Annotated in this window: 24 protein-coding genes; 14 read left to right on the top strand and 10 right to left on the bottom strand. The window is 63.5% G+C overall.

The window, feature by feature from the left end; translation table 11 throughout:
* Positions 1-208: 208 nt before the first annotated feature.
* Positions 209-1,876, bottom strand: a complete 1,668-nt coding sequence (gene ettA / locus ACQZ2L_RS19665; RefSeq protein WP_103435998.1) for an energy-dependent translational throttle protein EttA — start codon at positions 1,874-1,876, stop codon at positions 209-211.
* A gap of 275 nt (positions 1,877-2,151) precedes the next feature.
* Positions 2,152-2,583 (bottom strand): hypothetical protein, encoded by a 432-nt coding sequence (locus tag ACQZ2L_RS19660; protein ID WP_430327485.1) that lies wholly within the window; start codon positions 2,581-2,583, stop codon positions 2,152-2,154.
* 249 nt (positions 2,584-2,832) lie between these two features.
* Between ACQZ2L_RS19660 and ACQZ2L_RS19655 the strand changes: the two genes are divergently transcribed.
* Complete coding sequence (locus ACQZ2L_RS19655) at positions 2,833-6,663, top strand: sensor domain-containing protein (protein ID WP_430327469.1); 3,831 nt, start codon at positions 2,833-2,835, stop codon at positions 6,661-6,663.
* Positions 6,664-6,799: 136 nt separating this feature from the next.
* Positions 6,800-8,053, top strand: a complete 1,254-nt coding sequence (gene glyA / locus ACQZ2L_RS19650) for a serine hydroxymethyltransferase (RefSeq protein WP_101316367.1) — start codon at positions 6,800-6,802, stop codon at positions 8,051-8,053.
* A 103-nt stretch (positions 8,054-8,156) separates the two neighbouring features.
* Here glyA and ACQZ2L_RS19645 read toward each other — a convergent pair whose 3' ends face one another.
* From ACQZ2L_RS19645 to ACQZ2L_RS19635, 3 genes are all read right to left on the bottom strand, one after another.
* Positions 8,157-9,062 (bottom strand): alpha/beta fold hydrolase, encoded by a 906-nt coding sequence (locus tag ACQZ2L_RS19645; protein WP_430327468.1) that lies wholly within the window; start codon positions 9,060-9,062, stop codon positions 8,157-8,159.
* A gap of 195 nt (positions 9,063-9,257) precedes the next feature.
* Positions 9,258-9,944 carry an LrgB family protein gene (locus ACQZ2L_RS19640; RefSeq protein WP_430327467.1) on the bottom strand — a complete coding sequence of 229 codons (687 nt, stop codon included), beginning with the start codon at positions 9,942-9,944 and terminating at the stop codon, positions 9,258-9,260.
* Positions 9,934-10,320: a CidA/LrgA family protein gene (locus ACQZ2L_RS19635; protein WP_103435993.1), complete on the bottom strand. Its 387-nt coding sequence runs from the start codon at positions 10,318-10,320 to the stop codon at positions 9,934-9,936. The genes ACQZ2L_RS19640 and ACQZ2L_RS19635 overlap by 11 nt, the downstream gene beginning before the upstream one ends.
* A gap of 97 nt (positions 10,321-10,417) precedes the next feature.
* On the opposite strand from ACQZ2L_RS19635, the gene ACQZ2L_RS19630 reads away from it, so the two are divergent.
* Positions 10,418-11,296 (top strand): LysR family transcriptional regulator, encoded by an 879-nt coding sequence (locus tag ACQZ2L_RS19630; RefSeq protein ID WP_430327466.1) that lies wholly within the window; start codon positions 10,418-10,420, stop codon positions 11,294-11,296.
* Here ACQZ2L_RS19630 and ACQZ2L_RS19625 read toward each other — a convergent pair.
* A complete protein-coding gene (locus ACQZ2L_RS19625; RefSeq protein WP_430327465.1) occupies positions 11,293-11,748 on the bottom strand; it encodes a flavodoxin in 456 nt (151 codons plus the stop codon). The two genes, ACQZ2L_RS19630 and ACQZ2L_RS19625, sit on opposite strands and share 4 nt — an antisense overlap.
* Positions 11,749-11,855: 107 nt before the next feature.
* Between ACQZ2L_RS19625 and ACQZ2L_RS19620 the strand changes: the two genes are divergently transcribed.
* Positions 11,856-12,293, top strand: coding sequence for a PAS domain-containing protein (locus ACQZ2L_RS19620; RefSeq protein WP_430327464.1), 438 nt, complete (start codon positions 11,856-11,858; stop codon positions 12,291-12,293).
* Positions 12,294-12,358: 65 nt separating this feature from the next.
* The gene (locus ACQZ2L_RS19615; RefSeq protein WP_430327463.1) at positions 12,359-12,967 is read left to right on the top strand and encodes a hypothetical protein; all 609 of its coding nucleotides are present in this window, start codon (positions 12,359-12,361) and stop codon (positions 12,965-12,967) included.
* Positions 12,968-12,970: 3 nt separating this feature from the next.
* Here ACQZ2L_RS19615 and ACQZ2L_RS19610 read toward each other — a convergent pair whose 3' ends face one another.
* Complete coding sequence (locus tag ACQZ2L_RS19610; RefSeq protein ID WP_430327462.1) at positions 12,971-13,897, bottom strand: MerR family transcriptional regulator; 927 nt, start codon at positions 13,895-13,897, stop codon at positions 12,971-12,973.
* 214 nt (positions 13,898-14,111) lie between these two features.
* On the opposite strand from ACQZ2L_RS19610, the gene ACQZ2L_RS19605 reads away from it, so the two are divergent.
* The 4 genes from ACQZ2L_RS19605 to ACQZ2L_RS19590 all read left to right on the top strand — a co-directional run bounded on the left by ACQZ2L_RS19605 (position 14,112) and on the right by ACQZ2L_RS19590 (position 16,092).
* Entirely contained in the window at positions 14,112-14,684 is a 573-nt protein-coding gene (locus ACQZ2L_RS19605) for an antibiotic biosynthesis monooxygenase (RefSeq protein ID WP_430327461.1), read from the top strand.
* Between the two features lie 75 nt (positions 14,685-14,759).
* Complete coding sequence (gene folM, locus ACQZ2L_RS19600; protein ID WP_430327460.1) at positions 14,760-15,452, top strand: dihydromonapterin reductase; 693 nt, start codon at positions 14,760-14,762, stop codon at positions 15,450-15,452.
* A gap of 9 nt (positions 15,453-15,461) precedes the next feature.
* Positions 15,462-15,758, top strand: a complete 297-nt coding sequence (locus tag ACQZ2L_RS19595) for a DUF1244 domain-containing protein (RefSeq protein WP_150570009.1) — start codon at positions 15,462-15,464, stop codon at positions 15,756-15,758.
* A complete protein-coding gene (locus tag ACQZ2L_RS19590; protein WP_430327459.1) occupies positions 15,751-16,092 on the top strand; it encodes a HopJ type III effector protein in 342 nt (113 codons plus the stop codon). The genes ACQZ2L_RS19595 and ACQZ2L_RS19590 overlap by 8 nt, the downstream gene beginning before the upstream one ends.
* Positions 16,093-16,132: 40 nt before the next feature.
* On the opposite strand, the gene ACQZ2L_RS19585 is transcribed toward ACQZ2L_RS19590, so the two are convergent.
* From ACQZ2L_RS19585 to ACQZ2L_RS19575, 3 genes are all read right to left on the bottom strand, one after another.
* The gene (locus ACQZ2L_RS19585; RefSeq protein ID WP_430327458.1) at positions 16,133-17,041 is read right to left on the bottom strand and encodes an alpha/beta hydrolase family protein; all 909 of its coding nucleotides are present in this window, start codon (positions 17,039-17,041) and stop codon (positions 16,133-16,135) included.
* A 338-nt stretch (positions 17,042-17,379) separates the two neighbouring features.
* Entirely contained in the window at positions 17,380-18,591 is a 1,212-nt protein-coding gene (fabV, locus tag ACQZ2L_RS19580) for an enoyl-ACP reductase FabV (RefSeq protein WP_430327457.1), read from the bottom strand.
* 100 nt (positions 18,592-18,691) lie between these two features.
* Complete coding sequence (locus ACQZ2L_RS19575) at positions 18,692-19,570, bottom strand: LysR substrate-binding domain-containing protein (RefSeq protein WP_430327456.1); 879 nt, start codon at positions 19,568-19,570, stop codon at positions 18,692-18,694.
* Positions 19,571-19,704: 134 nt separating this feature from the next.
* Here ACQZ2L_RS19575 and ACQZ2L_RS19570 point away from each other — a divergent pair, with 134 nt between their 5' ends.
* The 5 genes from ACQZ2L_RS19570 to ACQZ2L_RS19550 all read left to right on the top strand — a co-directional run bounded on the left by ACQZ2L_RS19570 (position 19,705) and on the right by ACQZ2L_RS19550 (position 25,160).
* Positions 19,705-20,760 carry an agmatine deiminase family protein gene (locus tag ACQZ2L_RS19570; RefSeq protein WP_430327455.1) on the top strand — a complete coding sequence of 352 codons (1,056 nt, stop codon included), beginning with the start codon at positions 19,705-19,707 and terminating at the stop codon, positions 20,758-20,760.
* A complete protein-coding gene (gene aguB / locus ACQZ2L_RS19565; RefSeq protein ID WP_430327454.1) occupies positions 20,757-21,644 on the top strand; it encodes an N-carbamoylputrescine amidase in 888 nt (295 codons plus the stop codon). Before ACQZ2L_RS19570 ends, aguB begins: the two co-directional genes overlap by 4 nt.
* A gap of 2 nt (positions 21,645-21,646) precedes the next feature.
* Positions 21,647-22,741, top strand: coding sequence for an extracellular solute-binding protein (locus tag ACQZ2L_RS19560; RefSeq protein WP_430327453.1), 1,095 nt, complete (start codon positions 21,647-21,649; stop codon positions 22,739-22,741).
* A 4-nt stretch (positions 22,742-22,745) separates the two neighbouring features.
* Positions 22,746-23,855: an agmatine deiminase family protein gene (locus tag ACQZ2L_RS19555; protein WP_430327452.1), complete on the top strand. Its 1,110-nt coding sequence runs from the start codon at positions 22,746-22,748 to the stop codon at positions 23,853-23,855.
* A gap of 126 nt (positions 23,856-23,981) precedes the next feature.
* The gene (locus ACQZ2L_RS19550) at positions 23,982-25,160 is read left to right on the top strand and encodes an acetyl-CoA C-acetyltransferase (protein WP_430327451.1); all 1,179 of its coding nucleotides are present in this window, start codon (positions 23,982-23,984) and stop codon (positions 25,158-25,160) included.
* Positions 25,161-25,168 lie beyond the last annotated feature (8 nt).

Here is a 25,168-nt window from a genome sequence, read left to right as displayed (position 1 = left end):
TTGGACTTATATTTTTTCCCGACTCTATCAAGAACCGATCGCACTGCAACAGGGCAAAATGTCGTTTTTTTGAAATAAATTGGTGCGTTTTATATAAATGTATACAAAGAACCACGCGGAATGCCCGTGAAAGCAGGATGGCCGGCGCTCAAGCAGGCACAAAAAAGGGGCCCCGCAGGGCCCCAATCTTGTGCAGCGGATGCAGCTTTTACTGCGCCAATTTCTTGTGGCGAACACGGTGCGGCTGGGCCGCTGCATCGCCGAGGCGTTTCTTGCGATCAGCTTCGTACTCGGTGTAGTTACCTTCGAAGAACAGCACGTTGGAGTCGTCTTCGTAGGCGAGGATGTGCGTGGCGACGCGGTCCAGGAACCATCGATCGTGAGAAATCACGATGGCTGCGCCTGGGAAGTCGAGCAGCGCTTCCTCCAGCGAACGCAGGGTTTCGACGTCGAGGTCGTTGGACGGTTCGTCGAGCAGCAGGACGTTGCCGCCCTCTTTCAAGGTCAGCGCCAGGTGCAGACGGCCACGCTCACCACCGGACAGGTCCTTGACGAACTTCTGCTGGTCACCGCCCTTGAAGTTGAAGCGGCCAACATAGGTACGCGCCGGGATCTCGTAGTTGCCGATGCGGATCTGGTCGGAGCCGTCGGAAATCTGCTGGAACACCGACTTGCTGCCGTCGAGGTCTTCGCGGCTCTGGTCAACACAGGCCAGTTGCACGGTTTCGCCGATCTCGATGGTGCCCGAGTCCGGTTGCTCCTTGCCCATCAGCATGCGGAACAGGGTCGACTTACCGGCACCGTTACCGCCGATCACGCCAACGATGGCGCCTTTGGGCATGGCGAACGAGAGGTTCTCGATCAGCACGCGATCGCCGTAGCTCTTGCTGACGTTCTTGAACTCGATGACCTTGTCGCCCAGGCGCGGACCGGCCGGGATATAGATCTCGTTGGTCTCGCTGCGCTTCTGGAATTCCTGCGACTGCATTTCTTCGAAGCGGGCCAGACGCGCCTTGGACTTGGACTGACGGGCCTTGGCGCCTTTGCGCACCCACTCCAGCTCTTCCTTCATGGCTTTTTCGTGAGCGCTTTGCTGCTTGGACTCTTGCGCCAGACGGTCCGACTTGGCTTCCAGCCAGCCCGAATAATTGCCTTCGTACGGGATACCGGCGCCGCGGTCGAGCTCGAGGATCCAGCCAGCAACGTTGTCGAGGAAGTACCGGTCGTGGGTAATCGCGACCACGGTGCCCGGGAAGTCGTGCAGGAAGCGCTCCAGCCAGGCCACCGAATCAGCATCCAGGTGGTTGGTTGGTTCGTCGAGCAGGAGCATGTCGGGGGCCGACAGCAGCAGGCGGCACAGGGCGACGCGGCGCTTTTCACCACCGGACAGGTGCTCGACCTTGGCATCCCAGGCCGGCAGACGCAGGGCGTCGGCGGCGACTTCGAGCTGACGCTCGAGGTTGTGGCCGTCAGCGGCCTGCAGGATCGACTCGAGCTTGGCCTGTTCGGCCGCCAGCTTGTCGAAGTCGGCATCCGGCTCGGCGTAGGCGGCATAGACCTCGTCCAGGCGCGCCTGGGCGTCCTTGATCACGCTGACCGCTTCCTCGACCACTTCACGCACGGTCTTGGTTGGGTCCAGCTGCGGCTCCTGAGGCAGGTAGCCGACGTTCAGTTCAGGCATCGGACGGGCTTCGCCGTCGAACTCTTTGTCGACGCCAGCCATGATCTTCAACAAAGTCGATTTGCCCGAGCCGTTGAGGCCGAGCACGCCAATCTTGGCGCCGGGGAAGAACGACAGCGAAATGTTCTTCAGGATTTCGCGCTTCGGCGGCACGACCTTGCTCAGCCGATGCATGGTGTAGACGTATTGAGCCAAAACCAAGCCCTCTATAGATAGGTGAAGACATCCGCACTACCCGGCTGATGCCAGGGGGATGTGCTTGCAGGGTGTCAGTGAACAAAGGCGACCATTCTACGCCAACTGCGGGCATTGGCCAGATGTCAGGGGTTGATGTAAGGGGGGCTGCTTTGCAGCCCTTCGCGGGTGAACCCGCTCCCACAGGAATAGCGGGGCAGTTCACCCTGTGGGAGCGGGTTAACCCGCGAAGGCCGCGCAGCGGCCCCAAATCACACAGTTTCAAGCCAGCTGCATCAACCGCGGCGCTGCTTGGCCTGCTTGCCCCGCGGCGGGCGATTGCCGGCCTGCTTGACCAACTGCGCTGCCCAGGCGGCCTTGGCGTTGAAGCTCGCCGCAGGCGCTGGCTGGCTCGACACCGGCTGTTTGAGCACAGCCGCCAGCGCAGGATTGACCTGCGGTGTGGCTACCGAAGCAGCCGCTACCGGCAGCGCCACCGAGGCAACCGCGAAACCAGGCTCACTGGCCGCCTTGGCAGCCTTGGCCGACTTGCGCAACTCGGCCAGCGACGGGCTCTTGCGCACCACCGCCGCGCCAGCATCAGGTTTGACCAGCGAGCGCTGGCAGGATTTACACGAAACGGCATCGGCCACACCGGTGCTGACCAGGGTCTGGCTGCTGCGCCCGCAGGCGGAATCGAGGCCGTTGAGGGAATAGTGGGTAACCAAAACCAAACATCTCCAGAAGCGTAAACAGTCAAGCGGCGGGCATTCTCGCACAGCCAGCACGGGGTTGCCGAACCGCAGCCGATCAACGTGTCGGCAATACGCTGGAAGCAGAGCTGGCACTTCGCCATAATTGCAGGCATGCTAGCCGCCTTCATGTGTCCACAACTATAAGTGCGCGCCACCCCAGGCTCAGGCACGACCCATGCATGTTGCGCCCCTGCCGTCGCCGCCCAATTGCAGGACCACCGCTTGACCAATCTCAATCAACCGCCCGTTTTGCGCCCTGCTCCCACTCCGAGCGCGGTATCCCTGCGCGGCTCGCTCAAGGGTGCGCTGGCCATGCTTGCGCTGGTTTTGCTGGGTTTGCTGCTGTGGCAGCTGTTCGCGCAGTTCCGCCATACCCAGGCTGACATGCGTGAACACACGGTTGTCGCCAGCGCCAAATTGGCCGACAACCTCAACCTGAATCTGGCGCTCAAAGCTCAGCAAGCGCTGAATCTGGTCCAGCCCTACGTCAAAGCGCCGACGCCTGAAGCATTGCCGTCGCTGCTGCAAACCCTGCAGACGCGCCTGCCTAGCCTGCGCCATGTGGCCTGGTTGAACCAGAATGGCCAGGTCGTGGCCGACAGTCTGATCGGCAGCCCTGACCGCCAGTTGATTGACGAGTTGCTGCAATTGAATCGCGGCCGCAGCCATTTCTTTGCCAATGCTGCGGACAACGGCATGATCTATCTGCTGCTGCGCCAAACGCCGGAACAAGGCGTCGGCTATTGGCTGCTGCGCCTGAGCACTGACTATTACTCGGCGCTGACCGAGCACCTGGACGGCCCTGACCATCCGCTTTGGCTGCTGGAAAGCAGCCGCGACGGTGCGGTGCTGGAGCGCCATGAATCTGCCGCTTCCAGCGGTGAACCGCTACAAAGCGTGATGCTCGCCTTCCTCGATAACAGTACCTGGCAACTGCGCGGCCTGTATGACGAAGGCCTGACTCGCCAGCAACTGCTGCTGCCATTGCTGGGCAAATGCCTGTTGGTGGTGATCTGCGCATTGCTGCCATTGCTGGCGCTGATCAACATGCGCCGGCGCCAGCGCGCGCTGCAGGAAGACCGCCGCCGCTATCACGAGATTTTCGAAGGCACCGGCGTTGCCCTATGCGTGCTCGACCTGTCTAGCCTACCCGGTCAGCTCGATCGCTATCACCTGCGTAACCTGGCGGCACTGAGGCAGAGCCTGGCGCTGGAGCCTAACCTGCGCCGCACGTTGCTGCAGGAACTGAAAATCACCGAGATCAACCAGGTGGCGCGCCAGTTGCTCAGTGTCGAATGCCACGATGGCGCCTGGCAGCGCCTGATCGAGGCGTCCGGGCATGGCCGCGAAAGCGTCGGCATGCAGTTGATCGACGCCCTGATCGAACAGCGCAGTGTGCTTGAGCTGGAAGTCTGCCTGCCGGCGCCGCTGGGAGGCGACCTGCACCTGTGGCTGATGGTGCGCCTGCCGCAGCAGCGCCGCGATTATCAGGCGGTGATCCTCAGCATCAGCGATATCACCAGCCGCAAGCAGGTCGAGTTGTCGCTGCTGGAGCGCGAAAGCTTTTGGTCGGACGTGGTCCGTACGGTGCCCGATCAGCTCTACGTGCAGGACGTTGCCAGCCAGCGGATGATCTTCAGCAACCGGCATCTGGGCCAGACTCTGGGCTACGACCGCGCCGAGCTGGCGCAGATGGGCGAGCGCTTCTGGGAGCTGTTGCTGCACCCCGAAGACGCCGCGCACTATCGCAGCCAGCTGCAGTTGCAACGCGACAGCGGCCACCGCGAGGCGCTGCACTGCCAGTTGCGCTTCCGCCACCATGACGGCGGCTGGCGCTGCTATGACATCCGCGAGCAGGTGCTGACCCGTGACAACGATGGCCAGGTCACGCGCATCGTCGGCGTCGGCAAGGACGTCACCGTACAGATCGAGGCGAGTGCGTCGCTGCGTGACAGCGAGCAGCGCTATCGCATGCTCGCAGAGAGCATCAGCGACGTGATCTTCTCCACCGACAGCCGCTTGCTGCTCAATTACGTCAGCCCGTCGGTGCGTGCCGTGCTCGGCTATGAGGCGGAGTGGATATTCGCCAATGGCTGGCAGTCGGTGGTCGCCAATCCGACCCAACTGAGCGGCGTCTACGCGTTGATGGATCGGGTCAGCAACGCGATCGATGACCGCGCGCAACTGGCCCTGCTGCGCACCGAACTGCCAACCCAGCTGTTCCTGTTCGACTGCTTGCGCGCCGATGGCCGCAAGATCCCGATCGAGCTGCGCCTGGTGCTGGTCTGGGATGAGCACGAGCGCTTCGAGGGCATCCTTGGGGTCGGCCGCGACATCAGCCAGCAACGCCGTGCAGAAAAAGACCTGCGCATGGCGGCAACGGTATTCGAGCACTCGACCTCGGCGATTCTGATCACCGACCCGGCCGGCTATATCGTCCAGGCCAACGACGCCTTCAGCCGGGTCAGCGGTTATGCGGTCAGCGAAGTGCTCGACCAGCTGCCACGCCTGCTCACCGTCGAGGACCAGCAGGAATCACACCTGCGTTACGTGCTCAAGCAACTCAACCAGCGCGGCAGCTGGGAGGGCGAAGTCTGGCTCAAACGCCGTGACGGCGAGCATTACCCGGCCTGGGTCGGCATCACCGCGGTGCTCGACGATGAGGGTGACCTGGCCAGCTACGTGTGCTTCTTCACCGACATCAGTGAGCGCAAGGCCAGCGAACAGCGCATTCACCGCCTGGCCTACTACGACGCCCTGACCCACCTGCCCAACCGCACGCTGTTCCAGGACCGCCTGTACACGGCCCTGCAACAGGCCGAGCGGCAGAAGTCGTGGGTGGTGCTGATGTTCCTCGACCTGGACCGCTTCAAGCCGATCAACGACTCGCTCGGCCACGCCGCGGGCGACCGCATGCTCAAAGACATGGCCCAGCGCCTGCTCGAGTGCGTCGATGACGACGACACCGTAGCGCGCATGGGCGGCGACGAATTCACCCTGCTGCTGCAGCCACGCGCCAGCCGCGAACAAGCCCTGAACCGCGCGATTCATGTTGCCGAGAGCATTCTTGGCAGCCTGGTGCGGCCGTTCGTGCTGGAAAACCGCGAGTTCTTCGTCACCGCCAGTATCGGCATCGCCCTGAGTCCGCAGGATGGCAGCGAACTCAGTCAGCTGATGAAAAACGCCGACACCGCCATGTACCACGCCAAGGAGCGCGGCAAGAATAACTTCCAGTTCTACCAGACCGAGATGAACGCCAGTGCCCTCGAACGCCTGGAGCTGGAAAGCGACTTGCGCCATGCCCTCGAACAGAACGAATTCATCCTCTATTACCAGCCGCAATTCAGCGGCGACGGCAAACGCCTGACCGGCGCCGAGGCACTGCTGCGCTGGCGCCATCCGCGCCGCGGGCTGGTGCCGCCGGGCGACTTCATCCCGGTGCTGGAAGAGGTCGGGCTGGTGGTGGATGTTGGCGACTGGGTGTTGCGCGAGTCGTGCCGCCAGCTCAAGGCCTGGCATCAGGCCAAGGTGCGCGTACCGAAAGTGTCGGTGAACATCTCGGCGCGGCAGTTCTCCGACGGCCAGCTGGGCACGCGCATCGCGACCATTCTGGAAGAAACCGGGCTGCCGCCGGCGTGTCTGGAGCTGGAGCTGACCGAAAGCATCCTGATGCGCGAAGTGCATGAGGCAATGCAGATCCTCGACAGCCTGAAAAACCTCGGCCTGAGCATCGCTGTGGATGATTTCGGCACCGGCTACTCATCGCTTAACTACCTCAAGCAGTTCCCCATCGATGTGCTCAAGATCGACCGCACCTTCGTCGACGGCCTGCCCTCCGGCGAGCAGGATGCGCAGATCGCCCGGGCGATCATTGCCATGGCCCACAGCCTCAACCTGGCAGTAATCGCCGAAGGTGTCGAAACCCACGAACAGCTGGAGTTTCTGCGCGAGCACGACTGCGACGAAGTGCAGGGCTACCTGTTCGGCCGGCCAATGCCGCCGCAGCAGTTCGAAGCGCAGTTCAGCAACGAGACGCTGTTCATGTTCCAGTGAGCCGAGCGGCGTGTCCGCCCGGTCATTTTACGACGTGAATGGCATTGGTCTGCGACATGACGCCAGTTCATATGCCACGCCTCGGCCAATCGGTTAGAATGCACACCCAATTCAGCCCCGATCCTTGAGGACCGCCATGTTCAGCCGTGATTTGACCATTGCCAAGTACGACGCCGATCTCTTTGCCGCCATGGAGCAAGAAGCTCAGCGTCAGGAAGAGCATATCGAGCTGATCGCTTCGGAAAACTACACCAGCCCCGCGGTGATGGAAGCCCAAGGTTCGGTACTGACCAACAAGTACGCCGAAGGCTACCCAGGCAAGCGCTACTACGGCGGCTGCGAATACGTCGACGTGGTCGAGCAACTGGCTATCGATCGCGCCAAAGAGCTGTTCGGCGCCGATTACGCCAACGTCCAGCCGCACGCCGGCTCCCAGGCCAACGCTGCGGTCTACCTGGCTCTGCTGTCGGCCGGTGACACCATCCTGGGCATGAGCCTGGCTCACGGCGGTCACCTGACCCACGGCGCCAGCGTCAGCTCGTCGGGCAAGCTGTACAACGCCGTGCAGTACGGCATCGACGGCAATGGCCTGATCGACTACGACGAAGTCGAGCGCCTGGCTGTTGAACACAAGCCGAAAATGATCGTAGCCGGCTTCTCGGCCTACTCGCAGGTTCTCGACTTCCCACGCTTCCGCGCCATCGCCGACAAGGTCGGTGCCTACCTGTTCGTCGACATGGCCCACGTTGCCGGCCTGGTTGCCGCTGGCGTGTACCCGAACCCGGTGCCGTTCGCCGACGTGGTCACCACCACCACCCACAAGACCCTGCGCGGTCCGCGTGGCGGCCTGATCCTGGCCCGTGCCAACGCCGACATCGAGAAGAAACTCAACTCGGCAGTGTTCCCAGGCGCCCAGGGCGGCCCGCTCGAGCACGTCATCGCCGCCAAGGCGATCTGCTTCAAGGAAGCGCTGCAGCCTGAGTTCAAGGCTTACCAGCAACAAGTGGTGAAAAATGCCCAGGCCATGGCCGAAGTGTTCATCGAGCGCGGCTTCGACGTGGTGTCCGGCGGTACTCAAAACCACCTGTTCCTGCTCTCGCTGATCAAGCAGGACATCTCCGGTAAAGATGCTGACGCTGCCCTGGGCAACGCGTTCATCACCGTCAACAAGAACTCGGTCCCGAACGATCCACGTTCGCCGTTCGTCACCTCGGGCCTGCGCTTCGGCACCCCGGCTGTGACCACCCGCGGCTTCAAGGAAACCGAATGCCGTGAGCTGGCTGGCTGGATCTGCGACATCCTCGCCGACCTGAACAACCAGGCGGTGATCGACGCGGTACGTGAGAAGGTCAAGGCCATCTGCAAGAAGCTGCCGGTCTACGGCAACTGATCCACGCGTGATCCAGCCTGGATCGCTTTAAACCAGGCTGCATGAAAAAACCGATGTCAGTTCGCTGACATCGGTTTTTTTGTTTTTCAGCCTGGCTACCCCATCAACACCAGGCCACTTTCTGCGGCACAAAGCTCAACGGCTGCTCGCGAAAACTCAGGTAATGGCGCAATACCTGCACCGGCGCTTCGATGTGCGGGTAGTGACCAATGCCCTGCAACTGCACCGTATCGGCATCCACCACCAGTTGGCGGAAGGCGTCGACCATGTGGGCACCGCACAGTGGATCAACCGAACCATTGATCAGGCGCAAACGCACGCCATCACCCTGCAGGGCACCCACCCAACGCTCACGTTGCTGGCGCCGTTCATGCACATAGTTGATCAGCCGGTGCAGGATATGCGTGCCGCGGTTGGCGGTGATCAGGCTCCAGCTGTCGTCCAGGGCGCTCTCGCTGGGGTGGGTGCAGGGCCCGTAGATCTGGCTGACGGTACGCACCAGGTCATCCCGGCCGAACGAGCGGCCGATCAGCCAGCCAAGCGGGCTGAGCAACAGCTTCTGCACCAACAGCAGCGGGCAACGCTCGGGGAACAGCGCGCTGTTGAGGAAGGCGCAGCTGGCGATGTTGCTGCGCTGCTCATAGTGCCGTGCGAGCAGCTCCTGAGCGACGCTGCCGCCATAGTCGTGGGCGAGCAGGTGCACTGGCTCGTCGATGCCCAAGTGAGCAAGCAAGGCCTGCTGCAGATCGGCCTGCTCGATCAGACTGTAGCGATGGCCGAGCGGTTTGGCCGAGTCGCCAAAGCCGAGCATGTCGCAGGCCACAACGCGAAAGCGCTGGGTCAATGGACCCCACAAATAGTGCCAGTCCCAACTGGCCGTGGGGAAACCGTGGAGAAGCAGCAGCGGCTCGCCTTGCCCTGCCGTCCAGTAGCGGATGCTCTGGCCCTGGAATAGGAAATCCTGACCCCGGGTACGCCAGACGCACAATGGAATTTCGGCCAAAGGCATCAGAGTTGTCCTGGGGTAGTTGCGTGAGTCAAAGCTGCGTGGGTCGAAAACGGCAAGGCTGCGGTCATTGCATGTCACCTTGGCACTTACATGTGCTCTTTATGTTGCGTCCTGCACAGCATAGTCAGCGCCTTGATTGGCGGAACTCGCCTTGGCAGCCAGCTTGATGACCGTACAGGTCAGTGGCACGAACGGTCACAGCAACGCCGCCAGCAGCGGCGCGGCAAACAGGTTGAGCAGGCCGGTCAGGACCATGACCAGGCCGGCCACCGAACCTTCTTCGCGGCCCACTTCCTGCGCCCGGCTGACGCCAGCGCCATGTGCGCCAACGCCAAACAGCGCGCCACGGGCCAGCGGCGTGCGCAACGGCAGCCAGCGCAGCAAGGTGCCGCCGAACAGCGCGCCGAGCACCCCGGTGAACATCACGAACACCGCCGTGAGCTCGGGTACGCCGCCCAGATCCTGAGCCAACGGCATTGCAAATGGGGTAGTGATCGAGCGGGGCAGCAGCGACAGGCTGACCGCATCGTCCAACGCCAACAGGTGCGCCAGGCCCCAGGAGCTAGCAATTGACACACAGCTACCGGCCAGCATGCCCACTAGCAAGGCTGGCCAATGCCGCGCAAGCAACGCCCGTTGCTGCCAGATCGGCACGGCAAAGGCCACCGTCACCGGACCAAGCACGGCCATCAGCCAATGGGTATTGCGCGCGTACTCGGCATAGGCGGTGTGCAATGGCACGGCTACCGCCAGCAGCAACGCCGGCACCAGAATCAACGGCGACAGCAGATAGCGCCCGCTGCGCCGGTACAGCCAGCGGCTGCCTAGATAAGCGGCCAGTGTCAGCGCCAGCCAGAACAGCGGCATAGGTTCAAGGCTCATGGCGCAGGCTCCAGCGGCACACCAGCTCGACCGTCACGGCAGTGACCACCATTACCAGCAGTGTGCTCACCGCGATCACCAGGAGGATGCGCCAGCCTTCATCACGCAGCAGGCTGCCGTAATCGAGCAGGCTCATCAGCGCCGGAATGAAGAACAACAGCATTTCGGCCATCAGCCAGCCCGCACCGGCCTGGAGCATGGCCGGTTTCAGCAGGCCGCTGGCGAACAGCATCAAGAGCAGGGCCAGGCCGAACACACCACCCGGAATAGGCCAGCCAGACCAGGCCGCAAGCTGGCTGCCGAACAGGAACAAGGCAAACAGCACCGCCAGCTCGCAGATCAGCCGAGTGAGTTTTTTAAGCAATACAGCGTTCATCAATGGGTTCCTCGACAGGTAGCCATTGTAAATTTGCGGTGCCTAGGCCAGAAGCGAATTGTTAGACTGCCAGCCATTCCAAAAAGGAATTTAGACGATGGAATTCAAGCAGCTACGCAGCTTTGTCGAAGTGGTCCATCGCGGTGGTTTTACCCAGGCCGCGCTCACGCTAAACATCAGCCAGTCAGCGGTGAGCAAGCAGGTCGCTCAGTTGGAGGAGGATATCGGCCAGCAACTGCTCGAACGGCAGGGCTCGCAGATGCACCTGACCGCCGCCGGGCACATCGTCCTCGAGCGCGGCGAAGCGCTGCTGCGCCAGCGCCAGGAGCTGCTGAGCGAGCTGGATGACCTGAGCCAGATGCACCGTGGCGAATTGCGCCTGGGCCTGCCACTGCTGGGCAGTGATGCCCTGTTTGCCGGGCTGTTCGCCGAGTACCGGCGGCGCCATCCGAACATCGTCATTCATTTGCTCGAAGGCGGCAGCCGCACCATCGAGCAAGCGGTGCGCAGCGGCGAGCTGGAGCTGGGCGGCAGCCTGACGCCAAATGACGACGCCTTCGCCTTTCAGCCCTTCTGCAATGAGCCGCTGGATGCCCTGCTGCCCGCCGGGCACGCCCTGGCAGGTCTGCCCGAGGTTGACCTGGGCCAACTGGCTGACACGCCGTTCTTGCTGTATCAGCGCAGCTTTGTCCTCAACGACCGTTTGCTCAGCGCTTGCCAGCAACTGGGCTTCAGCCCCAAGGAAGGTGGGCGCAGCGGCCAGGCGGACTTTCTTGCAGCGTTGGTGGCAGCGGGCCAGGGCGTGGTGCTGCTGCCGCGGGTGGTCGCCCGCGCACTGGAGCGGCCCGGGGTGGTCCGCCTGCCATTACTGGCACCCGAAGCGCTGCGCTGGGACATCGCCTTTATCTGGCGCCGCGGCGCGTATCTGTCGCGGGCTGCGCAGGCCTGGCTGGCGCTGCTGCGCGAGCAGGCTTAGGCCTTCAGTGCGGCGGCCAGCTCGGCCAACCACGGCTCGGCGTCAGCCTCCGGGGTGACCGTTTCGCTGGCGTCCAGGCGCAGCATCGGCAGTACTTCGTGCACACCCAGTTCAGCAAACAGCTCGCGCATCTGCTCGCCGCCGCCGCAGTAGGTGTCGCCGTAGCTGGAGTCGCCCAGGCCGATCACTGCGCCGGGCAGGCCGCGCCATGCCGCAGGCAGGCTGTCGCGAATAGCGCAGAACAGCGGCATCAGGTTATCCGGCAGTTCACCCATGCCGGTCGTCGAGGTCACGGCCAGGAGGGCTTGCGGGGCAAAGCCTTCGATGTCGGCGAGGCTGGCCCGCGCCGCGTACCAGGCTTCAAGGCCAGCAGCTTTGAGCTGCGCTTCGGCATGGCGGGCAACTTCTTCGGCGGTGCCATACACTGAACCGGAAATAATGACGACTTTCATCTGCAGTAGGATTCCGAAACTGAGTAAAAACGTAGGATACTAGCATCCTGCAATGGCAAAAGGCCGCTTGAGGCGTAAGTCGCCTCTATTCAACCTCTGGTCCGCACATGATCAACGCTCAACTGCTGCAATCGATGGTCGATGCCTCCAATGACGGCATCGTGGTCTGCGAACAGGAAGGTGACGACACCATCCTGATCTACGTGAACGCCGCCTTCGAGCGCCTGACCGGCTTCAGCCGCGACGAAATCCTCTATCAGGACTGCCGCTTTCTGCAGGGCAATGACCGCGAACAACTGGCCCGCGCACGCATCCGCAAGGCCATGCTCGAAGGCAAGCCGTGCCGCGAAGTGCTGCTCAATTATCGCAAGGACGGCAGCCGGTTCTGGAATGAGCTGTCGATCACGCCGGTGTACAACGAAGCCGATCAGCGCCGCTATTTCATTGGTATCCAAAAGGACGTCAGCCGCCAGGTCGAGCTGCAGCGCAGCCTGGAACAATGCCAGGCGCAGCTCGCCGATCTGAAATCCGAGCAGCTCAAATGAACCAACCGCCGCCGCCGCTGTCCATCCTGTCACTGTTGAAAAAATCGCCACATTCGGATGCGACCATGCAAGCAGATACCCTGCTCACTCAGGCCGAGATGAGCTTCATCCAAGACCTGCAGCATTCGCCGCAGCTGAACTTGGCTGACCCTATGTCCGGCCTGCTGGTCAACGGCGACCGCCAGTTGCAGACCTTGCTGACGCGGCTTGCGGCCAGTGATCAGGTCACCTTGCAGGCGCATTTCAACAACCAGCAGATCAGCTTCCCGCTGCAACTGGTCGAAGACGAATTCCACGCCCTGCACCTGCAACTTGGCTCCCCGGAAATCTACGAGGAAGACGGCCCGCAGCTGCGACCATGGCGCTTGTCACTCGAGGAGCCATCGGCGCTGCTCGAAAGCAAAGGCAAACGAAGCAACCTGTGGATCCGGGACATCTCGTTCAAGGGAGTATTGCTTGAAGTGCGCGGCCTGAAACAGGCGCCCAAGCGCTTCGACCTGAGTTTTGCCCCTGGCGGCATCGCCCCGATCGGCCTGCACGGCGTGCTGCGCCGGCGTATCGGTGCAAACCTGGCCGCTTACGACCTCAGCCGCAGCCCGGCAGAAGAGATCGAGCGCTTGCGCGAATACATTCTCCAGGCCCACCGCAGCGCCCATCCCGAACTGCACGCTTAAGCGTCAGGTATCGAGCTGACCGGCCAGATACTGGCGCAAGCGTCGGCGCATCAGGCTGACCTCGGCTCCCAGGCAGACCACCGCGCTGCCGGCCAGCGTGTCCTGAGCAAACTCCGCCGCCTCCCCAGCCAGCAATAACGGACACCCCAGCCCCAGCCGGGCCAGCCGCTTGCCCAGCTCGGCCGTCGGCCGCTGATTGGAGAACAGCACCACCGCATCCGGCTCCAGCTGCCGACAGATCAGCGCCAGCTCCTGCAGCGGCTGAGTGGCCGGCAGCAGTACCACGCCGACTTCTTCGCTACCGAGCAGCAGCCCGGCCACCAGCAACTCCAGCTCCTGCAGCGCGGTTGACAGCGGCGCCAGCACGACGCGTTGGCGCCGCGGTGCCCGCGACAGTTGCAGGCGCATCAGCACCCGCCCGCGCAAGAACTGGTCGAGAAAACCCCACTCGCTGGCCTGGCCAAAACCGCGCGGCGCCGCGCGCAGGGTGTGCCAAACCGGCATGAATACGTCGTTGAACACCTGCTCCTGGGTAGTACTGGCGAATACCTGATCGAACAAACGGTCGAGCCCAGCGCCGTCAAAGCACTGCACTGCCTCGCGCACCTGGGTACGCCACCTGGCCAGGTCATCGGCACTGCTTGCAGCACTGCTATCCTGCGCCAGCGCCTGGCCACGGGCGAGGATGCTGCCGACCTTGCTCACCGCCACGCCGCGCTCAAGCCAGCCGAGGATGCTGCGTACCGCGTCGACATCGGCCTGCGAGTACAAGCGATGGCCGCTGTCGGTGCGGGTTGGCTGGATCAGACCGTACCGACGCTCCCAGGCACGCAGCGTCACCGGGTTGACCCCGGTCAGGCGCGAGACCTCGCGGATTGGAAACAGCTGCTGGTGGTCCAGATCGGCTATAGGGAGTGCCTGCTCGTTCATGCGTGGTGAAAACCCGGATCGATTAAACAAAGCACATTCTACGCCGGGACGGGCAAACAAATAACCAACCGTTCGCCCGCTGACACTGACGAGTCACAGTTTATCCGCGATAATCCGCGCCTGATTCTTGCATGCATGCCTGCGTCGCCCACCACCCCGGGCGCGCAAGCCTAAGGGCCGGCTACCCGCCAGCCCTGTCGCCAGGAGATACACAATGTCTACCCCACCCGTCACCCTGATGGTGTCGCGCCGCGCCGCCCATGGCCGCTACCAGGACCTGCTGACCTGGCTGCATGAAGGCGAGCAGCTGGCCACTGACTTCACCGGCTACCTCGGCTCGGGCATCCTCGCCCCACCCGGTGATGGCGATGAATTCCAGATCATCTTCCGCTTTGCCAGCGAGCAGACCATGCACGCCTGGGAGCATTCGGCCTCGCGCCGCGCCTGGCTGCAACGCGGTAACGGCCTGTTCGAACGCCCCAGAGAACAGCGCGTCAGCGGCATCGACGACTGGTTCGGCACCAGCACGGTGCAAAAGCCGCCGCGCTGGAAGCAGGCCGTGGCGATCTGGCTGGCGTTCTTCCCGGTCTCGCTGTTGTTCAATCTGGTCTTCGGTCACTGGCTCAGCGCACTCGACCTGCTGCCGCGGGTGCTGCTCAGCACGCTGGGGCTGACGCCCGTCATGGTCTATGTGTTCATCCCGCTGTCGACGCGGCTGCTGGCCAACTGGCTGCACCCAGCGCCAGCCGCCAGCGCAGAGCCCACGCGCGGGCTGCGCAGCCGCTGAGGCGCACCCCAGAGGGAAGCAGTTCGGGTATGCTGGGGCATCACTGCCTGCACAGACAAGTAGACCGCCCTGAACATGAACAGCCCCATTCTGATCACCGGAGCCAGCCAACGCGTAGGGCTGGCTCTGGCACTTGAACTGGCACAGGCCGGCCATACGGTGGTCGCCGCCAGTCGCCATGTCCATGCGCAATCGGCGCACCCCAACATCGTCCAGTTTCGCGCCGACCTTTGCCAGCAGGCCGACCGCGACGCCCTGATCGATCACTTGAGCAGCCACTACGACGGCCTGCGCGCGATCATCCACAACGCCTCGGTGTGGCTGGATGACGACCTGGTCAATCTTGAGCTGATGTTCCGCCTGCACGTCGAGGCGCCCTATCACCTCAACCTGGCCCTGGGCGAGATGCTGCGCAAGGTCGACAAGGCCGACATCATCCATATCTGTGACGAAACCTCCTCGCGCGGCAGCAAGAGCCATATCGGCTACGCCGCAACCAAGGCTGCGCTGCAGAACATGGTGCTGTCGTTTGCCGAAAAGTACGCGCCGACGGTGCGCGTCAACGGTATCCTGCCGGGGTTGTTGATCCTCAAGGAAGGCGGCGACGAAGCTTACCGCCAGCAGACCCTGAAAAAGGCTCTGCTGGAGTTCGAACCCGGCGCCGGGCCGCTGATCGAGGCGGTCAAGTACCTGCTCGACAGCCACTACAGCACCGGCAGCCAGGTGGTCATCAACGGTGGCCGCCACCTGAAGAACCGCATGATCTGAGAGAAGCCCATGACCCCACAACAACAGCTCGAACTCGAGGCCGCCGCGTTTCGCCGGCTGGTCGATCACCTGCAAAAACGTACCGACGTGCAGAACATCGACCTGATGAACCTGTCCGGTTTCTGCCGCAACTGCCTGTCCAAGTGGTACAAGGCGGCGGCCGATGAGCAGCAGGTCGACATCAGCCTGGATGACGCCCGCGAAGCGGTGTACGGCATGCCCTACGCCGAGTGGAAAGCCCAATACCAGAAAGAAGCCAGCGCCGATCAGCAAGCGGCGTTCGAACAAGGAAAACCCCGTGACTGACTTGAAGACCCTGCGCACCAGCCTCGAAAGCGGCGAGCACGCCTTTGCCGACACCCTGGCGTTCATCGCCGAGCACTACAGCTATCAGCCGCAGGCATTCACCAACGGTAACGTGGAAAACGCCGCCGGGCAGAACGAAGGCTCGTGCAAGACCCTCGGCATGGCCGTGCTGGAAGGCTTGAGCGACCGCGAGGCGTTGCTAGCCTTCGGTGAGCATTACCGCAGCGTAGTCGCTACGCCGGATGGCAGCGATCACGGCAATATCCGTGCGTTGATCGCGTATGGCCTGGCTGGGGTGAAGTTTGCCCAGCAGCCGCTCAAGCGCCTGGCCTGATTGTGCTGGGGCTGCCCGCGTAGCCCCTTTGCTTGCGCCGTCAGCGCAGCCGCTGGCCGGGCGTGCCCGGTGACAACTGGCCGTGTTGCAACCATTCCAGCGCAATCGGCCACAGCGTCTGCCTGAAGCGGTCATTGAAGAACGCAAAGTGGCCGATCTCGGCGACAGCGATGTCTGCCGGGGCAATGCGCAGATGCGCGGGTTGCGCCTCGCTTAGATAAGCCAGCAAACGCTCGGTAGCAGCTACCGTGCCGAACGGGTCATCGCTCAAGCTGATCGCCAAGGTTGCCGCATGCACCTGAGCAAATGGCTTTGTCGCCAGCAAGCGCCCGCTAGGACGCTGTTCGTACGCAGGCATGGGCGTACTCCAGTCCGCTACAACCCCAGCCGGAGTGTCCTCCAGCCAACCCAGGCGCTTACCCGGGAAATAGCCCATCACCTTGGTCAACAGCGGCATTGCCACATGCCATTTGGCCAACAAGCGCCAGCGCTGCGCTGCGGCATAGTCGCGCCAATAGGCAAACTGTGCACCGACCATCACCACCCGCCGCACCTGCTGCGCCGAGGGCGCCAGGCCTACCGCCCAACCGCCGAAGCTGTGCCCGACCACATCCACTGGCTGGCCAGGGAAGTGCTCGGCCGCATACTGCAGCATGGCCTCGAAATCCAGTTGCCCCCAATCGCTCCATGACGCCTTGAAGCCACGCAACGACCGCGGCCGTGATTCGCCGATGCCGCGATAATCGAAGCACAGCACATTGCAGCCCTGGGCAAACAGGTAGTCGGCAAAACGCGAGTAGTAAGCGCAGCGCACCGACGTGGCCGGGTTGATGATCACCAGCGGGCGCTGGGGATCAGGTCGAGCATGACGCCAGACAAAACCGCCGAGGCTGTAGCCATCGGCGGCTTTGTGGCGCAGGGCGCTGGCGGGTTGGGTCAGGCTGCTCATGGCGGACTCTATGGTGGAGTCCGCTCACGCTAGCAAATATCCACCAGCAAACGCTATGCACCCATGTACGACAGCGTCAGCCTGGATAGACGCGGTCAGCGTAGGAGCGGCCTTGTGTCGCGAAAGGCCAGCGTAGCTGGCCAGGCAATCATGCGGCGCGGCGAAGATCTTGGGGCCGCTGCGCGACCCTTTCCGACCGGTCCGGCGCTCCGGCGAGGCCGCTCCTACAGCACCGCGTACCCCCTGTAGGAGCGGCCTTGTGTCGCGAAAGGGTCGCGCAGCGGCCCCAGATTTCAGCTTCGTCGCCGATATCGACGGGGACCGCGTATTCCAGGGGTTTACAGCTGAACGCAGTCGAACTGGACGTCGGTCGCTACGTCTTCGTCGTAGTTGACGTCAGCGCGCTCGAAGCCGAACAGGTTGAGGAACTGCTTCTTGTAACCGGCGTAGTCGGTCATTTCGAACAGGTTCTCGGTGGTCACTTGTGGCCACAGGGCCTTGCACGCGTCCTGCACGTCGTCGCGCAGTTCCCAGTCGTCCAGGCGCAGGCGGCCTTTCTCGTCGACTTCAGCCGGCGCGCCGTCTTCCCGGAACAGGCGGTCGCGGAACATGCGATCGAGCTGATCCTGGGTGCCTTCGTGGACACCCTTTTCCTGCATGATCTTGAACACCATCGACAGGTACAGCGGCATCACCGGGATCGCCGAGCTGGCCTGAGTGACCACCGACTTGAGCACGGCAACGTTGGCACCGCCCTTGATCTCGCTGGCGAGCTTCTGGTCCAGGCGCAGGGCGGTGTCGTCCAGGTCCTGCTTGGCCTTGCCCAGTGCACCGTGCCAGTAGATCGGCCAGGTGATTTCGGTGCCGATGTAGCTGAACGCGACGGTGCGCGCCTGTTCGGCCAGCACGCCGGCATCAGCAAGGGCGTCGATCCACAGCTGCCAGTCCTGACCACCCATGACGGTGACGGTGTCGGCAATTTCCTGCTCGGTGGCCGGCTCGATCGAAGCTTCGGTGATCACGTCCTTGTTGGTGTCGATGGCAGTCGACTTGTACGGCTGGCCGATCGGCTTGAGCGACGAGCGAATCACTTCGCCGGTCTGTGGCAGCTTGCGCACAGGCGAGGCCAGCGAGTAGATGACCAGGTCAACCTTGCCGCCCATTTCGTTCTTGATCAGCTCGATGACCTTGGCGCGGGCTTCATCGGAGAAGGCGTCACCGTTGATCGACTTGCTGTACAGGCCTTCAGCCTTGGCGAACTTGTCGAATGCAGCAGCGTTGTACCAGCCGGCGGTGCCTGGCTTGGTTTCGGTGCCTGGCTTTTCGAAGAACACGCCGAGGGTGTCGGCCTTGAAGCCGAAGGCTGCAGTGATGCGCGCTGCCAGGCCGTAGCCGCTGGAAGCACCGATCACCAGGACCTTTTTCGGACCATCATCGCGCACGCCCAGCTTGCGGGTGGCTTCGATCTGGTCACGGACGTTGAGCTCGCAGCCCTTCGGATGGGTCGTGGTGCAGATGAAACCGCGAACCTTGGGATGAATGATGGCCAATGTCTGTACCTCGTCAGGTTTAGGCTAGGGAGCCGCGCCGCGCGGGCCGGTTCCGTTTGATCTGAGGGTGAGACTACCCCCGCAAGTTATCCGACACATATTACGGGCTGACGGGGGTGGTTCCAACCGCAGATCGCCCCAGCTGCTCACGCAACCACTGCATGAACGCCCGCGCCAGCGGGTCATCCTGGCTGTCGCGGTGCACCAGGCACGCCCACGCCGGGCCCCTGACCCGCTGCGCCGACAACGCCTGCAGCAACCCCTGCGCCGCGGCGCGCTGGGCCAGCAGCTGGCTGACCAAGGCCACGCCCAGGCCCTCGCAGGCCGCATCCAGCAGCAAGCCCGGATCGGAGAAGTTCAGCCCCTTGCCCTGCTGGCCGACATCCTCGCCGCCCTCGATCTGCCAGTGGCTCCAGTCCATCTCGCGTTCGCCGTGCAGGGTGGTGCGGCCCTCTGCTGGCAGATCAGGCCGGCACGCCGGGTACAGCTGATCCTGATGCAGCACGGTAAAGCTGCATTCCGCTTGGGCGCTGAGGTCATCGCGGATGGCCAGGTCAATGGTCTGGGTAGCCATGTCCGGCACCTCGAAGCTGGTGAACAGCCACAGGTCGACCTGCGGGCAGCGCTGCTGAAAATCCGCCAGCCGTGGCGTCAGCCAGTGCCGGGCAAACGCCGGCGTGGTGTTGACCACCAGTTGGTTTGGCTTGCGGTACTGGTCCAGCCGGCGGATGCCCACCGCCAGTTGCTGCAGCATCGACTGAGTGGTGCTGAGCAGGTCGTGGCCGGCGTCGGTCAGGCTGACACTGCGCCCACTGCGGTAGAACAGCGGTTGCTCCAGATAGCTTTCCAGGCTGCGAATCTGCTGGCTGATCGCCGACTGGGTGAGGTTGAGGGCCTCGGCTGCCTTGTGAAAACTGCCCAGCCGGGCCGCCGCCTCAAAGCCGCGCAATGCATTCAAGGGTGGCCAGTGTTTGAGCATGATTGATAAGCCTGCCTGATCAGTTATGCGCTAAATCTATCGTTTGTCGCCTCATCTTCCTAGGCCTAGCATGGACATCAACACCTGCGACGGCAGGCTTCGTTGATAAAAATCCCTTACTGATGGAGTTGTCTATGCACCTGTCCAACGACAGCGGCTGGCGCATGCCTGCCGAATGGGCCCGGCACGCCGCGACCTGGATGATCTGGCCGCACAACCGAGGCCAATGGGAAGCCGGCTGGCGCGTGACCCTGGCCGACGTGCAGCGTGACTATGCCCGCGTGGCCACGGCAATTGCCCGCTTCGAGCCGGTGAAGATGGTGGTGGATCCGTCGGCCGTGGCCAGCGCCAAGGCCCTGTGTGGCGAAGGCATCGAGCTGGTGGTGCTGGCCGTCGACGACAGCTGGGCGCGTGACAGCGGGCCGAGCTTCATCTGCCATCCACAGCACGGCGCGGCCGGGCTCAGCTGGCGTTTCAACGCCTGGGGCAACAAGTCCGAGCATGGCCTTGATCGCAGCCTGGGCCGGCGCATCCTCGACCACCTCGGCCTCGAAGGCTTCAGCACGCCGCTGTGCAACGAGGGCGGGGCGATTCACGTCGACGGTCAAGGCACGCTGATCACCACCGAGTCGGTGCTGCTCAACCCCAACCGCAACCCGGGCCTGAGCAAGGCCGACTTCGAGGACTGCTTCGCCCGCCTGCTCGGCATCAGCAAGACCATCTGGCTGCCCGGCGACCCGCAGTACGTCACCGGCGACATGACCGACGGCCACGTCGACGGCGTCTGCGCCTTCGCCCGCCCCGGCGTATTGCTGGTCGATGCCACTCACGAGCACGGCTCGGTCTATGCCGAAGTCGCCCGGGAAAACCGCCGCGCGCTGGAGCTGGCCAGCGATGCCCAGGGCCGCCGTTTCGAGCTGCTCGATCTGTACGAAGCCAGCGCCGCCGTCGACCCGGAGGCCGAGGTGTTCTGCGCCTCGTACACCAACTTCTACCTGGCCAACGACGCCGTGATCATGCCCGCCTACGGCATCGACGCCGACCAGGCCGCCGCTCGCCAGCTGGCGTTTGCCTTCCCCGGCCGCGAAGTGGTGCCGGTGCGCATCGACAACATCGCCTACGGCGGCGGCGGTATCCACTGCATCACCCAACAGCAGCCGGCCTGGCCGCTGCGCGAGGAGCGCCCATGAACCTGCGTATCGCCACCACCCAAATGCCCTGCAGCTGGGACCTGGCTGCCAACCTCGATCGCGCCGAACAGCTGGTGCGCGAGGCGGCTGCCCAAGGCGCTCAGGTGATCCTCTTGCAAGAGCTGTTTGCCACGCCGTACTTCTGCATCGAGCAGTGCCACAGCCACCTGGCGCTGGCCCAGAGCTACGAGCAAAGCCCGCTGCTCAAGCGCTTCGCCGCGCTGGCCAAGGAGCTTGGCGTGGTGCTGCCGCTGAGCTGGTACGAGCGCGCCGGCAATGCCTTCTTCAATTCGCTGAGCGTGGCCGACGCCGATGGCCGTCTGCTTGGGGTGTACCGCAAAACCCACATCCCCAACGCCATCGGTTATCAGGAGAAGGAGTACTTCAGCCCCGGCGACACCGGTTTCAGGGTCTGGGACACCGCCTTCGGCCGCCTCGGCATCGGTATCTGCTGGGACCAATGGTTCCCGGAGACCGCCCGCTGCCTGGCACTGATGGGCGCTGAGGTGCTGTTGTTCCCAACCGCAATCGGCTCGGAACCGAGCAGCGCCAAGCTCGATTCGCGTGACCACTGGCAAACCGCAATGCGCGGCCACGCTGCAGCCAACCTGCTGCCGGTAGTGGCGGCCAACCGCGTCGGTCGCGAAGTCGCCCGCAGCGACGACGCGCTGGCCATGCGTTTTTACGGCTCATCGTTCATCTGCGACCACAAAGGCGCCCTGCTCGCCGAAGCCGACCGCGACAGCAGCGGCGTCTGGGTGCACGACCTGGATCTGGCGCGCATGCGTGAAGACCGCCTGACCTGGGGCATCTACCGTGACCGCCGGCCAGAAATGTACGCGCCGCTGATGACACTCGACGGCCAACCCACCCGGAGGATCTGAGCATGCCCCTGCGCCCCTCCCTGCTGTTTGCCGCACTGGCCACCGCCGCGTGCCTCGGCCAGGCCCACGCCGAGCAACCGACCCTGCGTCTGTACAACTGGTCCGACTATTTTGCCGAGGACACCCTCAAGCGCTTTACCGCCGAAACCGGCATTGAGGTGATCTACGACGTCATGGATGGCAGCGAAGTGCTCGAAGCCAAGTTGATGTCCGGGCGCAGTGGCTATGACTTGATCTTCCCCGGCGACACCGTGGCCGAAAGGCTGATGCGCGCCGGCAGCCTGCAGGTGCTCGACCGCAGCCAACTGCCGGCCTATGCCGATATCGAACCCGGCCTGCGCAAGCTGCACGACCAATACCCCAAAGCCAGCCTGGCAACCGTGCCCTACACCTGGGGCACCATCGGCCTGACAGTGAATGCCGACAAGGTCCGCGAGCGCATGCCCGACGCGCCGTTGAACAGCCTCGACCTGCTGTTCAAGCCGGACCTTGCAGCCAAGTTCGCCGACTGCGGTATCTCCATCATCGACTCGCCGGACGAAGCCCTGGCCGTGGTCCTCAACTACCTCGGCCGTGAACCGCGCAGCGCGAAAAAGGAAGACCTCGCAGCAGCCACCGAGCTGCTGGCCAAAATCCGCCCCTACGTGCGCAAGTTCCAGTCACAGCCAGTCACCGAGCTGGTCAACGAAAACCTCTGCGTCTCGCTCGGCTACAGCGGCGACGTGATCCAGGCTCAACGCACGGCCGAGGCGGCGGGCAAGGCCATCGACTTCCAGTACCGCGTACCCCGCGAAGGCACCACGGTGTGGATGGACGCCATGGCCATCCCCGCCGACGCACGTCATCCGGACTACGCCTATCGTTTCATCAACTTCGTCATGCGCCCGGAAAACATGGCCGCGATCAGCAACTTCACCGGCTACCCGACAGCCAGCGCCAAGGCCCGCCCAGCGGTGGACGCGCGCATGCGCGACAACCCCGACATCTATCTCGACGAAGCCACCTATGCCCGGCTGATCCCCGGCAAGGACATCCCCCAGGCCGACATGCGTGCGCGCATGCGCGTCTGGACCCGCTTCAAGACTGCCCAGGACTGAGCCCATGCCGACCCGCCGTACTTTTCTGCAACTGTCGCTGGCCGCCGGCCTCGGTGCCGGCCTCGGCCTGCCGCTGAGCAAAGCCAATGCGGCTGACGAAGGCCGCTGGTTCATGCCCGACGAGGGCGAGCCGCAGCAACGCGCCTACCTTGCGTTCGGCGCACAGGATGCCATCTGGGAAGACTTCACCGCCGACGTGCAAGCAGCGCTCGGCCGCATCGCCCGAGCCATCGCCGTGTATCAGCCGCTGACGGTGTTCTGCCGCGCCAGCGAACGTGCGCTCGCCGAGCGCCACTGCGGTACGGCCAACATCACCTATGTCGACTGCCCGCTGGACGACATCTGGATGCGCGACATCGGCGCCAACTTCGTCGTCGATGACAACGGTGCCCTGGCCGCGGTCGACTTCAACTTCAACGGCTGGGGCGGCAAACAGCAGCACAGCCAGGATGCGCGCCTGGCCCAACGCGTGGCCAAGCTGGCCGGCGCGCAGTATCAGCGCAGCGAACTGGTCGGTGAAGGCGGCGGCATCGAGGTCGATGGCCACGGCACGGCGATCATGACCGAGAGTTGCTGGATCAACAGCAACCGCAACCCAGGCTGGAGCAAGGCCGATGTCGAGCAGGAGCTGATGGCCCGGCTGGGCCTGCGCAAGATCATCTGGCTGCCAGGGATCAAGGGTAAGGACATCACCGATGCCCATGTTGATTTCTATGCGCGCTTCGTCAAACCCGGGGTGATCGTGGCCAACCTGGACAACGACCCGCAGTCCTACGACCACGCCGTGACCAAGCGTCATCTGCAGATCCTGCAGAGCGCTACCGACGCTGACGGCAGGCCGCTGCAGATCCATACCGTGTCACCGCCGCTGGCGCCACGGCGGAGCAAGTTCAGCCAGGGCAACGTGGATTTCGCTGCGGGCTATATCAATTACTTCGTGATCAACGGTGCCGTATTGGCGCCGCAGTTCGGCGACAAGGACGCCGATGAAAAAGCCCGTCAGTTGCTGGTCAAGCTGTACCCCGGACGCAAGATCGTGCAGCTGAACATCGACGCGATTGCCGCTGGCGGCGGTGGCATTCACTGCGTCACTCATCAGTGTCCGGCCGTTTAGAGGCGTGATTGATTTGCTTTCCGGATCAATGCCACAGAAAAACAAACTTAACAAATGAGCCGTTTGCACCGATGCTGGGTGGTACTGCGTCGCCTCGTCGCGCCACCTTCATTGGAGAACAACAACATGCATGAAGTCGTCATCGTCGCCGCCACCCGCACCGCCATCGGCAGTTTCCAGGGCGCTCTGGCCAGCGTGCCGGCCGTCGATCTGGGCGCAGCGGTGATCAAGCGCCTGCTCGAGCAGACCGGGCTGGACCCAGCACAGGTCGACGAGGTGATCCTTGGCCAGGTACTGACCGCCGGTGCCGGGCAAAACCCGGCGCGTCAGGCTGCAGTCAAGGCCGGCCTACCGTTCAGCGTGCCGGCGCTGACCCTGAACAAAGTCTGCGGCTCGGGCCTCAAGGCGCTGCACCTGGCCACCCAGGCGATTCGCTGCGGCGATGCCGAGGTGGTGATTGCCGGCGGCCAGGAGAACATGAGCCTGGCGCCCTACGTCATGCCCTCGGCCCGCACCGGCCAGCGCATGGGCCACGGCCAGTTGATCGACAGCATGATCAGCGACGGCCTGTGGGACGCCTTCAACGACTACCATATGGGCATTACCGCCGAAAACCTGGTCGACAAGTTCGATATCAGCCGCGAACAGCAGGACGCCTTCGCCGCCGAATCCCAGCGCAAGGCGGTGGCTGCAATCGAAGCCGGGCGCTTCAAGGACGAGATCACACCCATCGTGCTGCCGCAGAAAAAGGGCGAACCGAAAGTGGTCGACCGCGATGAGCAACCCCGCCTGGAATCCACCGCCGAAGCGCTGGCCAAGCTGCGCCCGGCGTTCAAAAAGGACGGCAGCGTCACCGCTGGCAACGCCTCCAGCCTCAACGATGGCGCGGCGGCGGTACTGCTGATGAGCGCGGCCAAAGCCACCGAACTGGGCCTGCCAGTGCTGGCCAGGATTGCCAGCTACGCCAGCGCTGGGGTTGACCCGGCGATCATGGGTATTGGCCCGGTGTCGGCAACTCAGCGCTGCCTGGCCAAAGCCGGCTGGCAGTTGGCTGACCTGGACTTGATCGAAGCCAACGAAGCCTTCGCCGCGCAGGCGCTGGCCGTCGGTAAATCGCTGGAATGGAATGCCGCGAAGGTCAACGTCAACGGCGGCGCTATCGCTCTCGGCCACCCGATTGGTGCATCCGGTTGCCGGGTGCTGGTGACCCTGCTGCACGAGATGATCAAGCGTGATGCCAAAAGAGGCCTGGCGACCTTGTGCATCGGTGGTGGTCAGGGCGTGGCGCTGGCGATCGAGCGCTAGTTTAGCGT

It is taken from the genome of Pseudomonas shirazensis, from assembly GCF_050496565.1.
Taxonomy (GTDB): domain Bacteria; phylum Pseudomonadota; class Gammaproteobacteria; order Pseudomonadales; family Pseudomonadaceae; genus Aquipseudomonas; species Aquipseudomonas shirazensis_A.
This window is presented reverse-complemented; position numbering and strand designations above follow the sequence as displayed.